The sequence below is a fragment of the Leucobacter sp. gxy201 genome, assembly GCF_051043335.1.
Lineage (GTDB): Bacteria > Actinomycetota > Actinomycetes > Actinomycetales > Microbacteriaceae > Leucobacter.
Genome location: NZ_JAMXWS010000003.1, coordinates 259,719 through 280,186 on the forward strand (window position 1 = coordinate 259,719; position 20,468 = coordinate 280,186).

A 20,468-nucleotide genomic window follows, 5' to 3' on the forward strand; every position below is an offset into this window, starting at 1 on the left:
CCGGGGGCAGGCGCTTTCCGGAAGAGACAGAGGAAACGAAATGGCAGAACTCTCAATCAGCCCGGACGAGATCCGCGCCGCGCTGAAGGATTTCGCAGCGTCGTACGAGCCGTCGCAGTCGGGCAAGACCGAGGTCGGCACCGTGGTCGACGCGGCTGACGGCATCGCGCACGTCGAGGGCCTCCCCGGCGTCATGGCGAACGAGCTCGTCCGCTTCGCGGACGGCACGCTCGGACTCGCGCAGAACCTCGAAGAGGACGAGATCGGCGTCGTCGTGCTCGGTGAATTCACCGGCATCGAGGAGGGCCAGCAGGTCACCCGCACCGGAGAGGTGCTCTCGGTGCCCGTGGGCGAGGGCTACCTCGGCCGCGTGGTCGACCCGCTCGGCAACCCGATCGACGGCCTCGGCGAGATCGCCGGCATCGAGGGCCGACGCGCCCTCGAGCTGCAGGCTCCCGGCGTGATGGCGCGTAAGTCGGTGCACGAGCCGCTGCAGACCGGCATCAAGGCGATCGACGCCATGATCCCTGTCGGCCGCGGTCAGCGCCAGCTCATCATCGGCGATCGCCAGACCGGCAAGACCGCTCTCGCGATCGACACGATCATCAACCAGAAGGCCAACTGGGCCTCGGGCGACAAGTCGAAGCAGGTGCGCTGCATCTACGTCGCGATCGGCCAGAAGGGCTCGACCATCGCTTCGGTGAAGGGCGCGCTCGAAGAGGCCGGCGCGATGGAGTACACCACCATCGTCGCATCGCCCGCATCGGACCCGGCAGGCTTCAAGTACCTCGCCCCCTACACCGGCTCGGCCATCGGCCAGCACTGGATGTACGACGGCAAGCACGTGCTCATCGTGTTCGACGACCTGTCGAAGCAGGCCGAGGCCTACCGCGCCGTGTCGCTGCTGCTGCGCCGTCCGCCGGGGCGCGAGGCGTACCCCGGCGACGTCTTCTACCTGCACTCGCGTCTGCTCGAGCGCTGCGCGAAGCTCTCGGACGAGCTCGGTGCGGGTTCGATGACCGGTCTGCCGATCATCGAGACCAAGGCCAACGACGTCTCGGCGTACATCCCGACCAACGTGATCTCGATCACCGACGGCCAGATCTTCCTCCAGTCCGACCTCTTCAACGCGAACCAGCGCCCCGCGGTCGACGTGGGCATCTCGGTGTCGCGAGTCGGCGGCGACGCGCAGGTCAAGTCGATCAAGAAGGTCTCGGGCACCTTGAAGCTCGAGCTGGCGCAGTACCGCGCGCTCGAGGCGTTCGCGATGTTCGCGTCCGACCTCGACGCCGCGAGCCGCAAGCAGCTCGAGCGCGGCGCCCGTCTCACCGAGCTCCTCAAGCAGCCGCAGTACACCCCGTACCCGGTCGAGGAGCAGACCGTGTCGATCTGGGCCGGCACTCAGGGCTACCTCGACGAGGTCCCGGTCGAGGACATCCTGCGCTTCGAGCGCGAGTTCCTCGACTACGTCGGCCGCAACTCGGAGGCGCTGAACACGCTCCGCGAGACGAACGTGCTCGACGACGACACCGTCGCGTCGCTCACTTCGCAGGTCGAGAAGTTCAAGCTCGAGTTCCGCACTTCCGCGGGCAAGAGCCTGAGCGAGCAGTTCGAGGCCCTCGATGAGGCAGACATCAAGCAGGAGCAGCTGGTCGTCAAGAAGTAGTCGGATCGTGGGCGGGGGCCCGGTCCCCGCCCGCACCGCCACTTCGACCAACTAGCACCGACCAGTACAGGAGAGACATGGGAGCGCAACTTCGGGTCTACCGGCAGAGGATTAAGTCTGCCCAGACGACCAAGAAGATCACCCGTGCGATGGAGCTGATCGCAGCCTCTCGCATTCAGAAGGCGAAAGCGCGCGTCGAAGCCTCGACGCCCTACGCCGATGCGATCACCCGCGCCGTTTCCGCGGTCGCGACGCACTCGAACACCGATCATCCGCTGACGAGCGAGGCCGAAACGGTCGAGCGCGCGGCAGTGGTGATCTTCACCTCCGATCGCGGTCTCGCGGGCGCCTTCAACTCGCAGGTCCTCCGGGAAGCCGAGGAGCTCGCCGAGCTGCTGCGCAGCGAGGGCAAGGAAGTCGTGTACTTCCTCATCGGCCGCAAGGCGCAGGGGTACTTCTCCTTCCGCCGCCGCGCCTCCGAGCGCGTCTGGACTGGCGACACCGAGAACCCCGCGTTCTCGACCGCAGAAGAGGTCGCGCAGGCTCTGCTCGAGATCTTCGCGCGCCCCGCCGCAGAAGGCGGAGCGCAGGAGATCCACCTCGTCTACAACCGTCTCGTGAGCATGGTCAGCCAGGTGCCGCAGGTGCGCCGTCTGCTGCCGCTGCAGATCGTCGACGGCGTCGCCGAGGCCGATTCCGAGGTCTCGCCCCTCTACGAGTTCGAGCCCGACGCTGAGACGGTCCTCGACCAGCTGCTTCCCGCCTACATCGAGTCGCGCGTGTTCAACGCGATGCTCGAGTCGGCCGCGGCCAAGCACGCTGCCACGCAGAAGGCGATGAAGTCGGCGAGCGATAACGCGGATGCACTGATCCGCGATTACACGCGCCTCGCCAACAATGCGCGCCAGGCCGAGATCACCCAGCAGATTTCCGAGATTGTGGGCGGCGCCGACGCGCTGTCCAGCTAATCCAGCACGAAGAGAGAGAAACATGACCGAAACCGCCGCAGTGGCGACCGAGGCCAAGGTTGCCGGGCGTATCGCTCGCGTCACCGGCCCCGTCGTCGACATCGAGTTCCCTCACGACGGCATCCCCGCCGTCTACAACGCTCTGGAGACGACCGTCAACATGGGCGAGGGCGCTGAGCCCTTCACCCTGGTCCTCGAGGTCGCCCAGCACCTCGGCGACAACCTCGTTCGCGCCATTGCTCTGAAGCCCACCGACGGCCTCGTGCGCGGCCAGGAGGTCTCCGACACCGGCGGCCCCATCTCGGTGCCCGTCGGCGACATCACCAAGGGCAAGGTCTTCGACGTCGCAGGCAACGTGCTGAACCTCCCCGAGGGCGAGACCATCGAGGTCACGGAGCGCTGGGGCATCCACCGCACTCCGCCGGCATTCGACCAGCTCGAGTCGAAGACGCAGCTCTTCGAGACCGGCATCAAGTCGATCGACCTCCTCACCCCCTACGTGCAGGGCGGCAAGATCGGCCTCTTCGGCGGTGCGGGCGTCGGCAAGACCGTCCTCATCCAGGAGATGATCCAGCGCGTGGCTCAGGACCACGGCGGCGTCTCGGTGTTCGCCGGCGTGGGCGAGCGCACCCGTGAGGGCAACGACCTCATCCACGAGATGGAAGAGGCGGGCGTCTTCGACAAGACCGCGCTCGTCTTCGGCCAGATGGACGAGCCGCCGGGGACCCGTCTCCGCGTCGCCCTCTCGGCGCTGACCATGGCGGAGTACTTCCGCGATGTGCAGAAGCAGGACGTGCTGCTCTTCATCGATAACATCTTCCGCTTCACGCAGGCCGGTTCCGAGGTCTCGACGCTGCTCGGCCGTATGCCCTCCGCTGTGGGCTACCAGCCGAACCTCGCCGACGAGATGGGCATCCTCCAGGAGCGCATCACCTCGACCCGCGGTCACTCGATCACCTCGCTGCAGGCGATCTACGTCCCCGCGGACGACTACACCGACCCGGCTCCCGCCACCACGTTCGCGCACCTCGACGCGACCACGGAGCTCTCGCGCGAGATCGCGTCGAAGGGCCTCTACCCGGCCATCGACCCGCTGACCTCGTCGTCGCGCATCCTCGACCCCCGCTACTTGGGCGAGGATCACTACCGCGTCGCCATCACGGTCAAGCAGATCCTCCAGAAGAACAAGGAGCTGCAGGAGATCATCGCGATCCTCGGCGTCGACGAGCTCTCCGAAGAGGACAAGATCACTGTGAACCGCGCACGTCGCATCCAGCAGTTCCTCTCGCAGAACACCTACATGGCGAAGAAGTTCACCGGTGTCGAGGGCTCGACCGTTCCCCTCAAGGAGACCATCGAGTCGTTCGATGCGATCTGCAAGGGCGAGTTCGATCACGTCGCAGAGCAGGCCTTCTTCAACGTCGGCGGCATCTCGGACGTCGAGGAGAACTGGGCCAAGATGCAGAAGGAACTCGGTTAAGCCATGGCTTCGCTGAACGTGAGCGTCGTCTCGGCCGACCGCGAGGTCTGGCAGGGCGAGGCGACCCAGATCATCGCGAAGACCATCGAGGGCGAGATCGGCATCCTCGCCGGTCACGAACCGCTGCTCGCGCTGCTGGCGCGCGGCGAGGTCCGCGTGACCGGTGCCGACGGGGCGAAGACCACGGTCGACGCCGAGGGCGGTTTCCTCTCGGTCGACCATGACGTCGTCACCATCGTCGCGAGCAAGGCCGCCATCGCCGCCTGAGTGCTGACATCGCAGAAGCCGGGGTTCATCGAGCCCCGGCTTCTGCTGTCTCTCCAGGGATCGCCGATCTCGTCCGGCTGTCCGCGTGCGGGCCGGGGCTTCCGAATTTCCGACCCGACATTGCGCTCTCTCGATATGCAGAAGTCGCATATCGTTCGATCGCAGAAGGGCCGGAAATTCGGAAGCCCCACCCCGCCCGCTCCTGTATGTCCCGAACGAAAGGAAAGCCGTAGTGCTGGTCTTGCTGCCGCCGTCGGAGACGAAGCGCGTCGGGGGAGCGGGGACGCTCGAGCTCGCGTCGCTGCACGGCCATGACGCGCTCGGCGACGCGCGCGTCCGCGTGCGCGACGCACTCGTCGAGCTCAGCCGCGGCGACGAGGAGGTCGCCGCGAAGGCGCTGAAGCTCGGTGTGAAGAACCGCGGCGAGCTCGCGTACAACCTCGCCCTCGAGTCGGGCGGCGTCATGCCCGCCATCGAGCGCTACACGGGCGTCGTCTACGACGCCCTCGACGTCTCCACGCTCGACGACACCGCACGCGGCTGGATCGATGCGCACGTGCGCGTGCAGTCGGCGCTCTTCGGGCTGGTCTCCGCGCGCGACGCGATCCCTGCATACCGACTGTCGGCCGGGTCGCGACTGCCGGCGCTCGGAGCACCTCTGAAGCGCATCTGGGGCGACGCGCACGCCCGGCTCGAGTGGCCCGAAGACGCCTTCGTGCTCGATCTGCGGTCGAAGGACTACGCCGCGCTCGCACCCGTACCCGCGGAGCTCGGCTGGCACCTGCACGTCGTGCAGCGCAGCGCCGACGGCGCGGTTCGTGCGCTCAACCACTTCAACAAGGCCGCGAAGGGCGATCTCGTGCGACGGCTCGCCGAGAGCTGCGCATCGCCGCGCGACGCCGCGGAGCTCGGTTCGTGGGCAGGACGCGTCGGCCTCGAGATGTCGTTCGCCCCCGGGTCGCGCACCATCACGCTCGTGACCGAGCTCGGCGTCCCGGTGCCCTCCGCCTGAACCCGGCTCTTGCGCGCACGGCGCGGCGCGTGGCTGAATGGGGGCATGGACGCCGATGTCATCATCGTGGGGGCCGGCCTCGCCGGACTCACCGCCGCACGCGAGACCTGCCGAGCAGGCCTGCAGACGCTCATCATCGACCAGGAGGGGCCCCAGGATCTCGGCGGGCAGGCCTGGTGGTCGTTCGGGGGCCTCTTCCTCGTCGACACCCCCGAGCAGCGCCGCTTCGGGGTGCGCGACTCGTTCGAACTCGCCTGGCAGGATTGGCAGGGGAGCGCCGGGTGGGACCGCTTCGCAGGTGACCCGGACGACGATGCGAGCGATAGCGCCGACCCGGGCGGCGAGGATCTGTGGGCGGCGCGCTGGGGCCGCGCCTATGTCGAGTTCGCGGCGGGGGAGAAGCGTGCCTGGATCCGCGAGGCGGGCATCGAACTGACCCCGGTCGTCGGCTGGGCCGAGCGCGGTGACCTCACCGCGGGCGGCCACGGCAATTCGGTGCCGCGGTTCCACGTGCCGTGGGGCACCGGCACCGGCGTTCTCGCGCCCTTCGTCCGCGCCCTTCGCGAAGCGGAGGAGGTCGGCATCGCCCGCGTCCTCCACCGGCACCGCTGCGATGGGATCGTCATGGAGAACGGCCGCGCCGTCGGCGTGCGCGGCGCGACGCTCGCGGACGACGGATCGCCGCGGGGCGCCGCTTCGAACCGCGACGAGATCGGCGCGTTCGAGTTCCGCGCGGGGGCGGTGATCGTGGCGAGTGGCGGAATCGGAGGCGACCACGAGCTGGTCAGACGGTTCTGGCCCGAACGCCTCGGCTCGCCGCCGCGGAGCATGGTGACGGGGGTGCCGGCCTACGTCGACGGGCGCATGCTCGCCGTCGCGGAGCGCGCCGGAGCGCGCCTCGTGAACCGGGACCGGATGTGGCACTACACGGAGGGCGTGCAGAACTGGGACCCCGTGTGGCCCGGGCACGCCATCCGCATACTGCCGGGCCCGTCGCCCCTGTGGCTGGACGCGCTCGGGCGCCGCCTGCCGCCGCCCGGGCTCCCGGGCCACGACACGCTCGGCACGCTGCGCATGCTGCGCACCGACCCCGAGATCGCGGCATACGACCACTCGTGGTTCGTGGTGACCAGCCGCATGGCGGCGAAGGAGTTCGCGTTGTCGGGGTCGGAGCAGAACCCCGATCTCACGAACCGCGATCGGAAGCTGCTGCTCAAGACGCGCCTGGGGCGGGGTGCGCCGGGCCCCGTGCAGGCGTTCATCGACCGCGGCGCGGATTTCGTCGTCGCCGAGACGCTCCCCGAACTCGTCGAACGGATGAACGCGTTGACGGAGCGCCCCCTGCTCGATGCGCGTCGCGTACTCCGAGCGGTCGCCGAGCGCGATGCGGAGGTCGGTAACCCGTTCTCGAAGGACGCGCAGCTCATGAGTATCCGCAACTCCCGGCGCTACCTCGGCGATCGCCTCACCCGCACCACCGCGCCGCATCGCCTGCTCGACCCGGCCGCCGGCCCGCTCATCGGCGTGCAGCTGCACGTGCTCACGCGGAAATCGCTGGGCGGCATCCAGACCGACCTCTCATCGCGGGCGATCGGCCCGGAGGGCGCCCCGGTACCGGGGCTGTACGCGGCGGGCGAGGCCGCCGGCTTCGGCGGAGGCGGCGCCCACGGCTACAACGCCCTCGAAGGCACCTTCCTCGGTGGGTGCCTGTTCAGCGGGCGCGCGGCCGGGCGGGCGGTCGCCGCCGCCTGAACGTGCACGGGCGGGTCAGCGCTGCGGTTCGACGATCGACTTGATGGTGTTCGGATCCGCCGTGGAGTTCAGCGCATCGGCCACCTCTGCGAGCGAGAACGTGCCGGTCACCATCTCGTCGAGCGACACCTGACCCGACGCGGCCAGTGCGATCGCCGCCGGCCAGGTGTTCGCGTACCGGAACACGCCGGTGACGACGAGCTCCTGGTTCTGGATGCGAGTGACCGGCATGACCAGCTCGTTCACGCCCATACCGACGAGCACGGCGTGGCCGCCCGAGCGCAGCGCTTCGAGGCCGCTGAGTATCGCGGGGCCGGCGCCCGAGGCGTCGATGTAGGAGTCGGCCCCGAGCGCCGCGATCTCGGCCGCGTCGCGCACCGGGTCGAGCGTCGCCGTCGCGCCGAATCGGGTGGCGGTCGCCCGGCGCTCCTCGCTGAGATCGGTCACGACGATCTCGCTGGCGCCCGCGGCGCGCGCGACCTGGGAGAGGGCCAGGCCGATCGGGCCGGCGCCGGTGATGAGCACGCGGTCGCCGAGGCCGATGGCGGCCTTGCGGGACGCGGCGATGGCGACGGAGAGCGGTTCGAGGAGCCCTGCGCCCCAATCGCTCAGCGAATCGGGGATGCGGTGGGCGAAGTGGCTCTGGATGGTCGCGTACTGCTGGAAGGCGCCGTCGGTGCCGGGCACGGCGTAGAACTGCATCCCGGGGTCGAGGTGGTAGTCGCCGCGCAGCGTTTCGCGCGAACCGGGGGAGGGATGCTGCGGCTCGATCGAGACCCGCTCGCCGATGCGGGCGGGGTCGACGGCGCTGCCGACCGCGACGATGCGGCCGCCCGACTCGTGACCGAGCACGAGCGGCTCCGTGACGACCCAGTCGCCGAGGCCGCCCTCATGGAAGAAGTGCACATCCGAGCCGCAGACGCCGACGGCGGTGACCTCCACGAGCACCTCGTCGGGCCGCGGCACCGGCACCGGCCGATCCTGCATCTCGAGCCTGCCGGCGGACATGAGCACATTGGCGCGCATGCGCTCCGGAATGTTCGTTGTCATATCGTTATTCCTTCCCTGTGGGCTCCGAAACGGCGGCGTTCCCGGAGTTTTCATTCGACCTGGGGCGCGGGGCGAAGTGATCGCGTCCGCGTCGTGTTGACAAGCAGATGTTACGTTCTTATGATCAAAATCACGTAATCAAACGACAAGATCACGGTAAAGATAACATAACGTCTGCTGGAGCCGGGTGGTGCATTCCGCCGCCCGCCGCCCGGCTGGAAACATGCAATGGAGCTACGAATGCGCGCAGTGGTATTCACCTCTCAGGGCGAGCTGACGCTCGAAGAGCGGCCGACGCCGACGCCCGGGTACAAGGAGATCCTGATCAAGACCGCGGCCGTCGGCATCTGCGGCACGGATACCCATGTGCTCGACGGTGAATTCGAAGGCACCGTGTTCCCGCTCGTGCCCGGCCATGAGGCCACGGGCACCATCGTCGCGCTCGGCGAGGACGTGAACAGCGGCGTGTTCGACTTCAAGGTCGGGGACAAGGTCGCGGTGAACCCCTCGACGACCTGCGGCGAGTGCGAGCTCTGCCTGAACGGCCATCAGAACCTCTGCCCGGCCTGGAACGGTCTCGGCGTCGTCGCCTCCGACGGCGCCTCGCAGGAGTTCTTCGTCGCCCCCTCGCAGAACGTCTACAAGCTCAGCGAGAGCACGGACATCTACGAGGCCGCGCTCATCGAGCCCCTCGCCTGCGCCATCCGCGGTTGGGACGTGCTGCCCCGCCGCATCGGCGACCACGTGCTCGTCTTCGGAGCCGGCACGATGGGCCTGCTCATGGCCCAGCTCGCCACCCGCGCCGGCGCCGCGACCGTCACGATCGTCGACCTCAACGAGACCCGCCTCGCTACCGCAGCCGAGTGCGGCATCGAGCTGCGCTACACCAGCGCCGACGACGCCGACCGCGAGAAGTGGGACGTGGTCATCGACTGCACCGGCAACATCCGCGCGATCGAAGACGCGCTCACCCGTGTGAAGCCCGCCGGCTACTTCCAGGACTTCGGCGTCGCGCCCGCCGACAAGACCGCGCAGTTCTCGCCCTTCCGCGTGTACCGAGACGAGATCTCGATCGTCGGCACGATGGCCGTGCTGAACTCCTTCGGCCGCGCCGTGCAGATGTTCGAGGCGGGAGCGATCAACGCCCGCGCGATGATCAGCCACTCGTTCACGCTCGACGACTACGAGCAGGCGCTCGACATGTTCCGCAAGGGCGAGGGCCGCAAGCTCCAGATCCGCCCGAACGACTCAGAATCGAAGGTACTCCTGTGAACCAGACTTCACCCGAGCCGAAGCGCGCGCCGAAGGGCAAGCGCCTCTCGAAGAACGCGAAGCGCCTCATCGGCATCGCCGTCGCGGTCGTCGTGATCGCCTTCCTGGCGCTCGGCACCAAGGTCGTCTCGAGCGACGACCCGCTCGCGCAGGCGCAGGCCGCCTTCGACCCCGCCACCTTCGGCGCCGAGAAGTTCGACACCGTGAAGGAGGGCGTCGAAGACCGCGCCGTCGACTCCGTCGAGCTCGCGAACGCGATCGCCGCAGACCCGGCCGCTGCCGCCGACGAGTACGCGGTGCAGAGCTCCGGCGGCCCGGTCTTCAGCACGACGTTCACCGGCGTCGTCGGCGAAGGCGCCTCGGGCATCTACAACATCGCCGTCGACGGCATGCCCGCAGACCTCACCCTGCGCGTGCAGTTCGGCCCCGCGATCAACGGCACCGAGCTGCGCGACGCGACCGGCGACATCAAATTCGGCGAGTTCAAGAACCAGATCGAGTTCCAGAACGCCGCCGCCGCGCTGAACGACGAGGTCAAGACCCAGGTCGTCGGCGACGTCGACGTGGCCTCGCTCGCGGGCAAGACCGTCGAGATCACCGGCGCGTTCACCCTGCTGAACCCGAGCGCCTGGCTCGTGACCCCCGTGGCGGTGAATGTCGAATGAGCGCCTCGCAGACCGATGTCGTGCTCGAAGCCCGCGACATCGTGAAGACCTACGGGGGCACCCGTGCGCTGAAGGGCGTGAACTTCGAAGTGCGCAAGGGCGCCGTGACCACCCTCTTCGGCGAGAACGGCGCCGGCAAGTCGACGCTCATGAAGATCCTCTCGGGCGTCGAGCAGCCGACCTCGGGCGAGATCGTGCTCGACGGCGAGCCGGTGCACTTCGCCTCGACGAACGATGCGCGCGACCGCGGCATCTCGATCATCCACCAGGAGCTCAGCCTCGCCCCGAACCTGTCGGTGCGCGACAACATATTCATGGGCCGCGAGATCGCGGGCCCGCTCGGCGTGGACTTCGCCGAGGAGGAGCGGCAGACTCGCGCTCTCCTCGAGGAGATGCAGTTGAAGATCACCCCCGACACGCTCGTCTCCGACCTGCGCGTCGGCCAGCAGCAGATCGTGGAGATCGCGCGCGCCCTCTCGGTGAACTCCCGCATCCTCATCATGGACGAGCCGACATCGGCTCTCGCGGCCGCCGAGGTCGAGGTGCTCTTCGGCATCATCAGGGATCTGCTCGCCCGCGGCGTCGCGATCGTCTACATCTCCCACCACCTCGAAGAGGCGCTCGAGATCACCGACCTCGCCGTGGTGCTGCGCGACGGCAACATGACGGCGCACGGCGACCGCGACGAGATCGATCTCGAGTGGATCGTGAAGAACATGGTCGGTGACAACTTCGACCTCGGCTCGCCCCCCACGGGCTACGAGTTCGGCGAGAGCGTGCTGAGCGTGCAGGGCCTCACGGTGCTCGACCCCGAGAACCCCGAGCGCGCGGTCGTGAACCGGCTCGATCTCGATGTCCGCGAGGGCGAGATTGTCTGCATCTACGGTCTGATGGGCGCCGGCCGCACCGAGCTGCTCGAATCGATCGCGGGCCGCGGTCACGTCGCCGGCGGCGATGTGCTGCTCGGGGGCGCGTCGGTGCTCGGCATGTCGATCGCCGATCGCATCGAAGCCGGCATCGGCCTCGTGCCCGAGGATCGCCAGCGCGACGGTCTCGTGCAGACCTTCGACGTCGGTCGCAACCTCACGCTCGCGAGTCTCGCCGACAGCATGACCCGCGGCATGATCTCGCGCGGTATCGACAAGCTCCGCGCGAAGGACCTGATCAAGGCCGTGACGGTGAAGACCCCGGGGCCCGAACTGCCGATCGGCGCGCTCTCGGGCGGCAACCAGCAGAAGGTCGTCATCGGTAAGATCGTGGCGACCGAGCCGAAGGTGATGCTCCTCGACGAGCCGAGCCGCGGCATCGATGTGGGCGCGAAGGGCGAGGTCTTCCGCCTGCTCGCCGATCGCGCGAAGCAAGGCGTCGCCGTCGTCTACTCCACCTCGGAGGTGGGGGAGTGCCTGAGCATCGCCCACCGCATCATCGTGATGCGACGCGGGGAGATCTCGGCGGAATTCACTCCCGACGCCACCAAGGACATGATCATGGCCGCCTCCGGCGAGGCCGTGGCCGCATAACGCCTCAGAACGGATTGACTCACTATGACGACCACAACAAGCACCGGGATCGTTGAATCCCAGAAGAAGAGCTTCTCCTTCACGAAGCTGCTGATCGAGGGCCGCGCATTCCTCGCGCTGATCCTGATCATCGTCGTGTTCTCGCTGCTCTCGCCGAACTACCTGACGCTCGACAACGTCCTCATCATGGCGTCGCACGTCGCCATCTACGCCATGCTCGGCATGGGCATGCTGCTCGTCATCCTGAACGGCGGCATCGACCTGTCGGTCGGCTCGACGCTCGGGTTCTCGGCGATCATCGCCGGCCACCTGCTGCAGGGCGTGCCGATCAACTTCCTCGGCATCACGCTCTACCCGAACGTGCCCGTCGTGATCGCGCTCTCGTGCGGCATCGGCGCGCTGGTGGGCCTCATCAACGGCGTGCTCGTCGCGCGATTCAAGGTCGCCCCCTTCGTCGCGACGCTGGGCATGCTCTACGTGGTGCGCGGGGCGGCCCTCCTCATGACCAACGGCCTCACCATCAACAACCTCGCGGGTAAGGACGAGCTCGGCAACACGGGCTTCGACTGGGTCGGCTTCAACCGCATCTTCAACATCCCGATCGGCGTCATTATCATGGTCGTCGTCGCGCTCGTGCTCGGCTGGCTGCTCGGCCGTACGCGCTTCGGCCGCTGGCTGTACGCCTCGGGCGGCAACGAACGCGCGGCCGAGCTCTCGGGCGTGCCCGTGCGCAGCGTCAAAGTCTGGGTCTACGTCATCTCGGGCATCTGCGCCGCGGTCGCCGGCCTGATCCTCGCCTCGACCCTCACCAGCGCGAGCCCCACCGCCGGAAACACCTACGAACTGACGGCCATCGCCGCGGTCGTCATCGGCGGCGCCTCGCTGATGGGCGGCAGCGGCAACATCCGCGGCACCCTGCTCGGTGCCCTCGTGATCGGCTTCCTCTCGGACGGCCTCGTCATCGTCGGCGTCTCGGCGTACTGGCAGATGGTCTTCATCGGCGCAGTCATCGTCGTCGCAGTGCTGCTGAACTCGCTCGACTACGGTCGTCGGCGCAAGCCGGCGAAGGCCTCGGCCCCCGCAGCGGCGCCCGCCGCCCCCTGACCCCCACTACCAGTCAGAAGCCCGGCCTCAGCGGGCCGGCTCCAGACTTCCCCGTCGGCGGTCCACCCGCCGCCGACACCCTCAGAAAGGAAACACCACATGAAGAAGAAGGCTATTGCAGCCCTCGCTGCTGCGGGCGCTCTCGTTTTCGGGCTCGGGGCCTGCTCCTCGGGCGGCGCCGATAGCTCGGGCGGCGACGGCGGCGAAGCCGGCGGCCTCATCACGATCATCGTGAACGACCCGGCGAACCCGTACTGGAAGACCGAGGGCGACATCGCCGCGGCCACCGCCAAGGAGCTCGGCTACGAGGCGACCGTCGGCGCCCACAAGGGCGACGCCAATACCGAGAACACGCTGATCGACACCGCGATCTCGAACAAGTCCAAGGCCATCATCCTCGACCCCGCGAACGCCGACGGCTCGGTCGCCGCGGTGAAGAAGGCCGATGCCGCCGGCATCCCCGTCTTCCTCGTGAACGCCGAGATCAACGAGAGCGGCCTCGCGAAGGCGCAGCTCGTCTCGAACAACGCGCAGGGCGCCGCTCTCGGCGCGCAGGAGTGGGTCAAGGCCATGGGCGAGGCCGGCAACTACGTCGAGCTCTTCGGCGCGCCCTCGGACAACAACGCGCAGACCCGTTCGAACGGCTTCACCACCGTCATCAGCCAGTACCCCGAGCTCGTCAAGGTCGGCGAAGAGGTCGCCGATTGGGATCGCACCAAGGGCCACGACAAGATGCAGGCACTGCTGCAGGCGAACCCCGATATCACCGGCGTGATGGCGGGCAACGACGAGATGGCGCTCGGTGCGATCGCCGCACTGAAGGAGGCCGGTCGTCTCGACGGCATGATCGTCGGCGGCTTCGACGGCGCTCCCGACGCGGTCGATGCGATCAAGAACGGCGAGCTCGCGTACACCGTGCTGCAGCCGGTCGCCACGTTCTCGAAGCAGGCCGTCGAGATGGCCGACGACTACATCAAGAACGGCACCGAGCCGGAGACCGAGAAGATCGCCATCGACTGCATCCTCATCACGAAGGACAACGTCGACAAGATGACCGAGCCTTTCGTCTACACCGAATAATCCGGTCGATTCTCGACAGGGATCGACGCCCGGGGCCGAGGCAGCCGCAGCGCTGCCCGTCCCGGGCGTCGGCCCGACCGGCACCACCGAACGACCCCAGGAGAGGGATCATGAGCTACTTGATGAACGACCCCGCGGCATTCGCCGAAGAGTCGGCCGAAGGCTTCGCCGCGGCCCACCCCTCGCTCGTGCGCCTGGTGCCGGGCGGAGCGGCCCGCCGCAGCGCCACCCCCGACGGCCAGGTCGCCGTCGTCATCGGCGGCGGTTCGGGTCATTACCCCGCATTCGCGGGACTCATCGGGCCGGGCCTCGCCCATGCGGCCGCGATGGGCAATATCTTCGCATCGCCGAGCAGCCGTCAGGTCTTCTCGGCGGCGCAGGCCGTCGCGACCCCCGCCGGTGTGCTGCTGAGCTACGGCAACTACGCCGGCGATGCGCTGAACTTCGACCTCGCGCAGGAGCGGCTGCGCGAGAGCGGCATTCCGACGCGCACGGTGCGTGTGACGGACGACATCTTCTCCGCCCCGCAGGGCGAGCAGCACCAGCGTCGCGGCATCGCCGGCGATCTGCCCGTGTTCAAGGTCGCCGCATGGGCGGCGGAGCACGGCCGCGACCTCGACGGAGTCGCCGACCTCGCCGAGCGCGCGAATTCGCGCACCCGGTCGATCGGCGTCGCGTTCTCGGGCTGCACGCTGCCCGGCGCGACCGAACCCCTGTTCACCGTTCCCGCCGGCAAGATGGCCGTGGGCATGGGCATCCACGGCGAGCCCGGCATCGAGATGCGCGACATCCCGACCGCCGATGAGCTCGGCGCCTTCTTCGTCGACTCGTTGCTCGGCGAGCTGCCCGACGGCGTCGGCGAGGCGCGGGGTGCCCGTGTGGCGGCCATCGTCAACGGCCTCGGCTCGATCAAGTCCGAAGAGCTCTTCGTCGTCTGGCGGGCGGTCGCGCAGCAGCTCGAGTCGCACGGCATCGTCGCCGTCGAACCCGAGGTCGGCGAGTACGCCACCAGCTTCGAGATGGCGGGGCTGTCACTGACGCTGATGTGGCTCGATGACGAGCTCGAGCAGGCCTGGCGCGCCCCCGCCTACAGCGCCGCCTACCGCAAGGGCGCCGTCGAGCAGGCCGGCGAGGATGCCGCGGTCGCGCCGGCCGCCGTCTCGGCGGGAGCGGGCTTCGCCGCCGCCGCGACTCCGGAAGCCGAGCGTGCAGGGGAGGTCGCCGCAGCGGCGATCCGCGCCGTGCGCGAGGTCATCGACCGCGAGGTCGACGAGCTCGGGCGCCTCGACGCCATCGCCGGCGACGGCGACCACGGTATCGGCATGCAGCGCGGATCGCACGCGGCCGACGCGGCGGCGGCCGAGGCCTCAGCCGCCGGCGCCGATGCGGGCACCGTGCTCGAGTACGCCGGCGACGAATGGGCCGACAAGGCCGGCGGCACGTCCGGTGCGCTCTGGGGCGCGGGGCTGCGTGCCGCGGGCCGGGTCATCGGCGGGTCGGCGGCCGACGCCGTCACCGTGGCGCGGGCCGTGTCGGCCGCGCGCGACGAAGTGCAGCGCTACGGCAAGGCCGAGGTCGGCGACAAGACGCTCGTCGATGCCCTCGTGCCCTTCGCCGAGGCGCTCGAGAGCGCGGTATCGAACGGGACGTCGCTGCGCCGGAGCTGGCGAGACGCCGTCGAGGCATCGCGATCCGCCGCCGACGCCACCGCAGACCTGCTGCCGCGCATGGGACGTGCGCGGCCGCACATGGAGAAGAGCCTCGGCACGCCCGACCCGGGCGCGGTCTCATTCGTGCACGCCATGCGCGCGATCGCAGAGACGCTCGACAATTCACACACGAAGGAGGAATCATGACCGCCCAGTGGCGCATCGTGATCGGCGCTGATGACGCCGGCTACCAGTACAAGGAAGCGCTCAAGAAGGATCTGGAGAACGATCCGCGCGTGGCATCGGTCACCGATGTCGGAGTCGATTCCGACGGGCACACGCCCTACCCCCGCGTCGCAGTCGCGGCGGCCGAGAAGGTGCGCGACGGCGAAGCCGACCGCGCGCTGCTCGTGTGCGGCACCGGCCTCGGCGTCGCGATCGCTGCGAACAAGGTCACCGGCATCCGCGCGGTCACCGCGCACGACAGCTTCAGCGTCGAGCGCAGCGTGCTGAGCAACAACGCGCAGGTGCTGACCTTCGGCCAGCGCGTGATCGGCCTCGAGCTCGCCCGCCGTCTCGCACGCGAGTGGCTCGGCTACGAGTTCGACGAGACCTCCGCATCGGCCGCGAAGGTCGCCGAGATCGAAGGGTACGAGCAGACGGGGTCCTGTGCCTGAATCCGCTCTGCTCGCCGGCGCGGGGGCCGCACGGCCCCCGGCCCTGCTCGGCGTGAGCTTGAAGCTCTACCTCGATATCGCGCGTACGCGGGCCTGGGCCCGTGACGTCGCCGCGCTCTCGCGGGCCTCCGAGGCCGTGCGCGAGGGGCGGGTGCGCCTCTTCGCGCTGCCCTCCCTTCCCGCGATGACCGCCGTGCAGCAGGAGCTCGCGGGCACCCCGGTCTCGTGGGGGGCGCAGGATCTGCACTGGGAGGATCGCGGGGCGTTCACCGGAGCGGTGAGCGGCAGCGACCTCGCGGATCTCGGCTGCCGGTACGTCGAGGTCGGCCACGCCGAGCGCAAGCGCATCTTCGGAGAGGATGCGGAGACGATCGGGCGCAAGCTCGACGCGGCCTTCCGCAACGGTCTGATCCCGGTCATGTGCGTCGGCGAACCCGAGTCGACGTCGCCCGACGAGGCGGCGGAGGTCTGCATCGCCCAGCTCTCCGATGCGCTCGCGCATGTCACGAGCATCGATGAGCGCAGCGAGGTCGTCGTCGCGTACGAACCGGAATGGGCGATCGGCCGGGCCGAACCGGCGTCGGCCGAGTACGTGCGTTCCGTCGGTACGCGCCTGCGCGCCTGGCTCGATACCGACTTCGCGCACGTGCCGGCCTCGGTCATCTACGGCGGAAGCGCGCAGCGCGGCACGATCGGCGCGCTCGCGGGCGACGTCGACGGGCTCTTCCTCGGCCGATTCGCGCACGATGCCGCGGCCCTCGCCGATATCGTGGATGAGATCGCCGGTTCGCAGAACTGAGCGGCGGCGACGGGAGACGAACGTGAGCAATGAGGAAGCGGGCGGGCAGCGCAACAACCGCCAGGGTCAGCGTCAGCAGGCGATTACCGAGATGGTGGTCGCCGAGGGCGCGGTGCGCATCGAGCAGCTCGCCGAGCGCTTCGAGGTCAGCACGATGACGATCCACCGCGACCTCGACGAGCTCGAACGCCGCGGCCTGCTGCGCAAGAACCGCGGTGTGGCCGCCGCGATGTCGACCTCCCTCGTCGAGTCGAGCGACGTCTTCCGTTCGAGCCGCCAGAACGCCGAGAAGGAGGCCATCGCGCACGCCGCGATGGAGTTCGTCGAACCCGGCCAGGCCATCATGATCGACGATTCGACCACCGTCGTGCGCATGCTGCCGCACCTGCGCACGAAGCGGCCGCTCACGGTCATCACGAACACGCTGACCTCGATGGAGCAGCTGCGCGAGACCAGCGGCATCACGCTGCACGGCGTCGGGGGGCAGTACTACAACTGGTGCAGCTCGTTCATGGGCCGTGTGACGACCTCCGCGATCTCGCGCATGCGGGCCGATGTCTGCTTCCTCTCGACGGCCGCGGTGTGCGACGACATCGCCTTTCATCAGAACCTCGAGACGATCGACGTGAAACAGGCGATGTTCGCCGCCTCGGCGCAGCGCATCCTGCTCGTCGACCACACGAAGTTCGACCGCAGGGCGCTGCACGCGGTCGCTCCGCTCGCCGACTTCGACATCGTCATCGTCGACGCCGCGACCGAGACGCGCCACATCACGCGCATGCGCGAACAGGGCATCACCGTGGTCGTCGCCCGCAAGCCCCACGTGCACGGCGGCTGAACGGCCGCCGTCACCGGGATTACGCAATTGCCCGGTACTCTGGCAGGGTAGGATGTTCTGGTGTATATGGGGTGGAGACTGTGACAGTACGCGGCGCGAACGCAGCACGTAAGCGACTGCGGTATCGCCCCGACAGCGACCTCGAAATCGAACTCTCCTGGTTCGGGCTCACCGATGTCGGCACCCGGCGCGACAACAACCAGGACAGCTACGTGGTGCTGCCGCCGATCTTCGCGGTCGCCGACGGCATGGGCGGTCACTCCGCCGGCGAGGTCGCCTCGGCCGCCGTCGTGCGCCGCCTCGCCGAGCTCGGCGGGCGCGAGAGCGTCGCTCAGGCCGATATCGACGAGATGCTCGGCGACGCCGTCGACGACATCGAGCTCGATGTGGGCGAGACCGAGCTCGGTGCGGGCACGACGGTCACGGGCGTCTGCATCGGCACCGATGAGGAGCCCACGTGGCGGGTCTTCAACATCGGCGACTCGCGCGTTTACCAGTACTTCAAGGGCGCGCTGAGCCAGATCACGGTCGACCACTCGGTCGTGCAGCACCTCATCGACACGGGCTCGATCACGCCCGAAGAGGCCGAGGTGCACCCGCACGCGAACGTCATCACCCGCGCGGTCGGCTTCAACGAGCCGCCGATTCCCGACTACACGTCGCTCGCCCTGATCCCGGGCCAGCGCCTGCTGCTGTGCTCAGACGGGCTCACCAAGGAGCTCACCGAGGTCGGCATCCAGCACTTCCTCGCCTCCGAGCCGACGGCCGAGGCCGCAGCGCGCACGCTCGTGCGCGAGGCCGTCGAGAACATGGGCCGCGACAACGTCACGGTCGTCGTGATCGACGTGCACGCGGTCGGCGACGTCATCGACACCGGCAGCCTCGAGTCAGCTGGCATCACCCTCGACGACGCCTGAGCGCCGGCGCCTCCGCCCTGATCGTCGGCGATCCACGCCCGCAGCTGGCCGATCCTTGGCGACCGCCGAAGCGCAGCGGCGCCGAATGCACGAACTTGTGCGGAATCCGCCCCGAATTCCGCACTTTTTCCCGCACGCCGCGCCAGAGCAGCAGTGCAGCGGTGCGTACGCACGCGGGGACAGCGCAGCAGGCATGAGTGAGCCCGCGACCGAAGACTCGGCCGCGGGCTCATTCGCGAGAGGGATCAGGCGGCGTTGATGGCCTCGTCGATGACGCTCACGACATCCTCGATCAGCGCGTCGGTCATCTTGAGCGACGGCAGGAAGCGGATGGCCTGGTTGTAGACGCCGCTCGAGAGCAGCAGCACGCCGCGCTTGCCCGCGTAATCGATGATGTGCGCGACCATCTCGGTGTCGGGCTCGAGGGTGCCGGGCTTCACGAACTCGGCCGCCAGCATGGCGCCCTTGCCGCGCACCTCGGCGATGCACGCGTGCTTCTCCTGCAGACGGCGCAGCGCCGACCCGAAGGTCATCTCGATGCGCTTGGCCTCGGCGAGCAGGTTCAGCTCTTCGATCTGCTCGAACACGGCGACCGCCGCGGCGCAGGCGACGGGGTTGCCGCCGAAGGTGCCGCCGAGACCGCCGGGCTGCGACTTGTCCATGATCTCGGCGCGGCCGGTGATGCCCGAGAGGGGGAGGCCGCCCGCGATGCCCTTCGCCGAGAGCACGATGTCGGGCTCGACGCCGAACTGCTCGATCGAGAAGACGGTGCCGGTGCGCGCCATGCCGGCCTGCACCTCGTCGGCGATGAAGACGATGCCGTTCTCGCGGCACCAGGCGGCGAGCGCCGGCAGGTAGCCGTCGGCCGGGACGATGAACCCGCCCTCGCCCTGGATGGGCTCGACCACGAGGCAGGCGAGGTCTTCTGCGCCCGCGACTTTCTCGAGGTGGGCGATGGTGCGCTTCGCCGCTTCCTCGCCGGTCAGGCCGTCGTGCAGCGGGTACGAGTTCGGCGCCTTGTAGATGTTGCCGGCGCGCGGGCCGTAGCCGAGCGCGTACGGCGCGGCCTTGTGGTTCATGCTGCTGGTGAGCATGGTGCGGCCGTGGTAGGCGTGCTCGAGCACCGCGACGCCCGGGCGGCCGGTGTGCTTGCGGGCGATCTTGACGCCGTTCTCGACGGCCTCGGCGCCCGAGTTCATCAGCAGCGTCTTGTACGGGTTCTCGGGGGTCGAGCCGGGCACGTGCTTCGCGAGGTGCTCGGCGACCTGCACGTAGGGCTCGTAGGGGGTCATGGTGAACAGCGTGTGGGTGACCTTGCCCAGCTGCTCGCGGGCCGCCGCGACGACCGCGTCGTCGGTGTGGCCGATCGTGGTGACGCCGATGCCGCCGCAGACGTCGATGATGCGGTTGCCATCGACGTCGACGAGGATCGAGTCGTGCGCGCTCTCGATGTAGACCGGCATGACGCTGTGCACTCCCGGGGGGATGACGGCCTGGCGCCTGGCGTGGATCTCTCGTGAGCGCGGCCCGGGGATCTCGGTGACGACGAGACGCTCCTGGGGGATAGTGGATTCGGTAACGGTCGCTTCGCTCATACGCTCGATCTTACTCCCGGCAGGGCGCTTCTGCAGAGCGGCGCCCTGCGCGCCGACGGCGACGGACAGGCTCCGAGCGTCCGGCCGACGCGCAACGAGCGTCCGGCTGGCGCGCAACGAGCGTCCGGCTGACGCGCGGAGCACGGAGGACTACGCT

General features: G+C 68.8%; 18 protein-coding genes. 16 read left to right on the forward strand and 2 right to left on the reverse strand.

The window, feature by feature from the left end; translation table 11 throughout:
* Nucleotides 1-40: 40 nt before the first annotated feature.
* The 6 genes from atpA to NHL51_RS06340 all read left to right on the forward strand — a co-directional run bounded on the left by atpA (nt 41) and on the right by NHL51_RS06340 (nt 7,145).
* The gene (gene atpA / locus NHL51_RS06315; RefSeq protein ID WP_434142515.1) at nt 41-1,666 is read left to right on the forward strand and encodes a F0F1 ATP synthase subunit alpha; all 1,626 of its coding nucleotides are present in this window, start codon (nt 41-43) and stop codon (nt 1,664-1,666) included.
* A 77-nt stretch (nt 1,667-1,743) separates the two neighbouring features.
* Entirely contained in the window at nt 1,744-2,634 is an 891-nt protein-coding gene (locus tag NHL51_RS06320) for a F0F1 ATP synthase subunit gamma (RefSeq protein ID WP_434142516.1), read from the forward strand.
* A 22-nt stretch (nt 2,635-2,656) separates the two neighbouring features.
* Nucleotides 2,657-4,114 carry a F0F1 ATP synthase subunit beta gene (atpD, locus tag NHL51_RS06325; protein WP_434142518.1) on the forward strand — a complete coding sequence of 486 codons (1,458 nt, stop codon included), beginning with the start codon at nt 2,657-2,659 and terminating at the stop codon, nt 4,112-4,114.
* Nucleotides 4,115-4,117: 3 nt separating this feature from the next.
* Nucleotides 4,118-4,381 (forward strand): F0F1 ATP synthase subunit epsilon, encoded by a 264-nt coding sequence (locus tag NHL51_RS06330; protein ID WP_434142520.1) that lies wholly within the window; start codon nt 4,118-4,120, stop codon nt 4,379-4,381.
* A 232-nt stretch (nt 4,382-4,613) separates the two neighbouring features.
* On the forward strand, nt 4,614-5,393 hold the full coding sequence (locus NHL51_RS06335) for a YaaA family protein (protein WP_434142522.1): 780 nt from the start codon (nt 4,614-4,616) through the stop codon (nt 5,391-5,393).
* A 45-nt stretch (nt 5,394-5,438) separates the two neighbouring features.
* Nucleotides 5,439-7,145, forward strand: coding sequence for an FAD-binding dehydrogenase (locus NHL51_RS06340; protein WP_434142524.1), 1,707 nt, complete (start codon nt 5,439-5,441; stop codon nt 7,143-7,145).
* Nucleotides 7,146-7,160: 15 nt separating this feature from the next.
* On the opposite strand, the gene NHL51_RS06345 is transcribed toward NHL51_RS06340, so the two are convergent.
* The gene (locus NHL51_RS06345) at nt 7,161-8,195 is read right to left on the reverse strand and encodes an NAD(P)-dependent alcohol dehydrogenase (RefSeq protein WP_434142526.1); all 1,035 of its coding nucleotides are present in this window, start codon (nt 8,193-8,195) and stop codon (nt 7,161-7,163) included.
* Between the two features lie 240 nt (nt 8,196-8,435).
* On the opposite strand from NHL51_RS06345, the gene NHL51_RS06350 reads away from it, so the two are divergent.
* The 10 genes from NHL51_RS06350 (at nt 8,436) to NHL51_RS06395 (ending at nt 18,716) form a co-directional block, all read left to right on the forward strand.
* The gene (locus tag NHL51_RS06350; protein ID WP_434142527.1) at nt 8,436-9,467 is read left to right on the forward strand and encodes a zinc-dependent alcohol dehydrogenase family protein; all 1,032 of its coding nucleotides are present in this window, start codon (nt 8,436-8,438) and stop codon (nt 9,465-9,467) included.
* A complete protein-coding gene (locus NHL51_RS06355; protein WP_434142528.1) occupies nt 9,464-10,132 on the forward strand; it encodes a DUF2291 family protein in 669 nt (222 codons plus the stop codon). The genes NHL51_RS06350 and NHL51_RS06355 overlap by 4 nt, the downstream gene beginning before the upstream one ends.
* Nucleotides 10,129-11,652, forward strand: coding sequence for a sugar ABC transporter ATP-binding protein (locus tag NHL51_RS06360; protein ID WP_434142530.1), 1,524 nt, complete (start codon nt 10,129-10,131; stop codon nt 11,650-11,652). Before NHL51_RS06355 ends, NHL51_RS06360 begins: the two co-directional genes overlap by 4 nt.
* A gap of 24 nt (nt 11,653-11,676) precedes the next feature.
* Entirely contained in the window at nt 11,677-12,756 is a 1,080-nt protein-coding gene (locus NHL51_RS06365) for an ABC transporter permease (RefSeq protein ID WP_434142531.1), read from the forward strand.
* 99 nt (nt 12,757-12,855) lie between these two features.
* A complete protein-coding gene (locus tag NHL51_RS06370) occupies nt 12,856-13,836 on the forward strand; it encodes a D-ribose ABC transporter substrate-binding protein (protein ID WP_434142532.1) in 981 nt (326 codons plus the stop codon).
* Between the two features lie 110 nt (nt 13,837-13,946).
* Nucleotides 13,947-15,692, forward strand: a complete 1,746-nt coding sequence (locus NHL51_RS06375) for a dihydroxyacetone kinase family protein (protein WP_434142533.1) — start codon at nt 13,947-13,949, stop codon at nt 15,690-15,692.
* Nucleotides 15,689-16,162 (forward strand): ribose-5-phosphate isomerase, encoded by a 474-nt coding sequence (locus tag NHL51_RS06380; RefSeq protein ID WP_434142534.1) that lies wholly within the window; start codon nt 15,689-15,691, stop codon nt 16,160-16,162. Before NHL51_RS06375 ends, NHL51_RS06380 begins: the two co-directional genes overlap by 4 nt.
* On the forward strand, nt 16,155-16,961 hold the full coding sequence (locus NHL51_RS06385; protein ID WP_434142535.1) for a triose-phosphate isomerase family protein: 807 nt from the start codon (nt 16,155-16,157) through the stop codon (nt 16,959-16,961). Before NHL51_RS06380 ends, NHL51_RS06385 begins: the two co-directional genes overlap by 8 nt.
* Before the next feature lie 22 nt (nt 16,962-16,983).
* Nucleotides 16,984-17,799, forward strand: a complete 816-nt coding sequence (locus tag NHL51_RS06390) for a DeoR/GlpR family DNA-binding transcription regulator (RefSeq protein ID WP_434142537.1) — start codon at nt 16,984-16,986, stop codon at nt 17,797-17,799.
* A gap of 80 nt (nt 17,800-17,879) precedes the next feature.
* Nucleotides 17,880-18,716: a PP2C family protein-serine/threonine phosphatase gene (locus NHL51_RS06395; RefSeq protein ID WP_434142539.1), complete on the forward strand. Its 837-nt coding sequence runs from the start codon at nt 17,880-17,882 to the stop codon at nt 18,714-18,716.
* 245 nt (nt 18,717-18,961) lie between these two features.
* Here the strand turns inward: NHL51_RS06395 and NHL51_RS06400 are convergent, their stop codons facing one another.
* On the reverse strand, nt 18,962-20,311 hold the full coding sequence (locus tag NHL51_RS06400; protein ID WP_434142540.1) for an aminotransferase class III-fold pyridoxal phosphate-dependent enzyme: 1,350 nt from the start codon (nt 20,309-20,311) through the stop codon (nt 18,962-18,964).
* Nucleotides 20,312-20,468: the final 157 nt, after the last annotated feature.

What these genes read in the sequence shown, in the direction of transcription:
- NHL51_RS06360 (WP_434142530.1), top strand. Translation starts at nt 10,129, where the DNA reads ATGAGCGCCTCGCAGACCGATGTCGTGCTCGAAGCCCGCGACATCGTG.
- atpD (WP_434142518.1), top strand. Translation starts at nt 2,657, where the DNA reads ATGACCGAAACCGCCGCAGTGGCGACCGAGGCCAAGGTTGCCGGGCGT.
- NHL51_RS06370 (WP_434142532.1), top strand. Translation starts at nt 12,856, where the DNA reads ATGAAGAAGAAGGCTATTGCAGCCCTCGCTGCTGCGGGCGCTCTCGTT.
- NHL51_RS06340 (WP_434142524.1), top strand. Translation starts at nt 5,439, where the DNA reads ATGGACGCCGATGTCATCATCGTGGGGGCCGGCCTCGCCGGACTCACC.
- NHL51_RS06365 (WP_434142531.1), top strand. Translation starts at nt 11,677, where the DNA reads ATGACGACCACAACAAGCACCGGGATCGTTGAATCCCAGAAGAAGAGC.
- NHL51_RS06320 (WP_434142516.1), top strand. Translation starts at nt 1,744, where the DNA reads ATGGGAGCGCAACTTCGGGTCTACCGGCAGAGGATTAAGTCTGCCCAG.
- NHL51_RS06330 (WP_434142520.1), top strand. Translation starts at nt 4,118, where the DNA reads ATGGCTTCGCTGAACGTGAGCGTCGTCTCGGCCGACCGCGAGGTCTGG.
- atpA (WP_434142515.1), top strand. Translation starts at nt 41, where the DNA reads ATGGCAGAACTCTCAATCAGCCCGGACGAGATCCGCGCCGCGCTGAAG.
- NHL51_RS06400 (WP_434142540.1), bottom strand. Translation starts at nt 20,311, where the DNA reads ATGAGCGAAGCGACCGTTACCGAATCCACTATCCCCCAGGAGCGTCTC.
- NHL51_RS06380 (WP_434142534.1), top strand. Translation starts at nt 15,689, where the DNA reads ATGACCGCCCAGTGGCGCATCGTGATCGGCGCTGATGACGCCGGCTAC.
- NHL51_RS06345 (WP_434142526.1), bottom strand. Translation starts at nt 8,195, where the DNA reads ATGACAACGAACATTCCGGAGCGCATGCGCGCCAATGTGCTCATGTCC.
- NHL51_RS06350 (WP_434142527.1), top strand. Translation starts at nt 8,436, where the DNA reads ATGCGCGCAGTGGTATTCACCTCTCAGGGCGAGCTGACGCTCGAAGAG.
- NHL51_RS06375 (WP_434142533.1), top strand. Translation starts at nt 13,947, where the DNA reads ATGAGCTACTTGATGAACGACCCCGCGGCATTCGCCGAAGAGTCGGCC.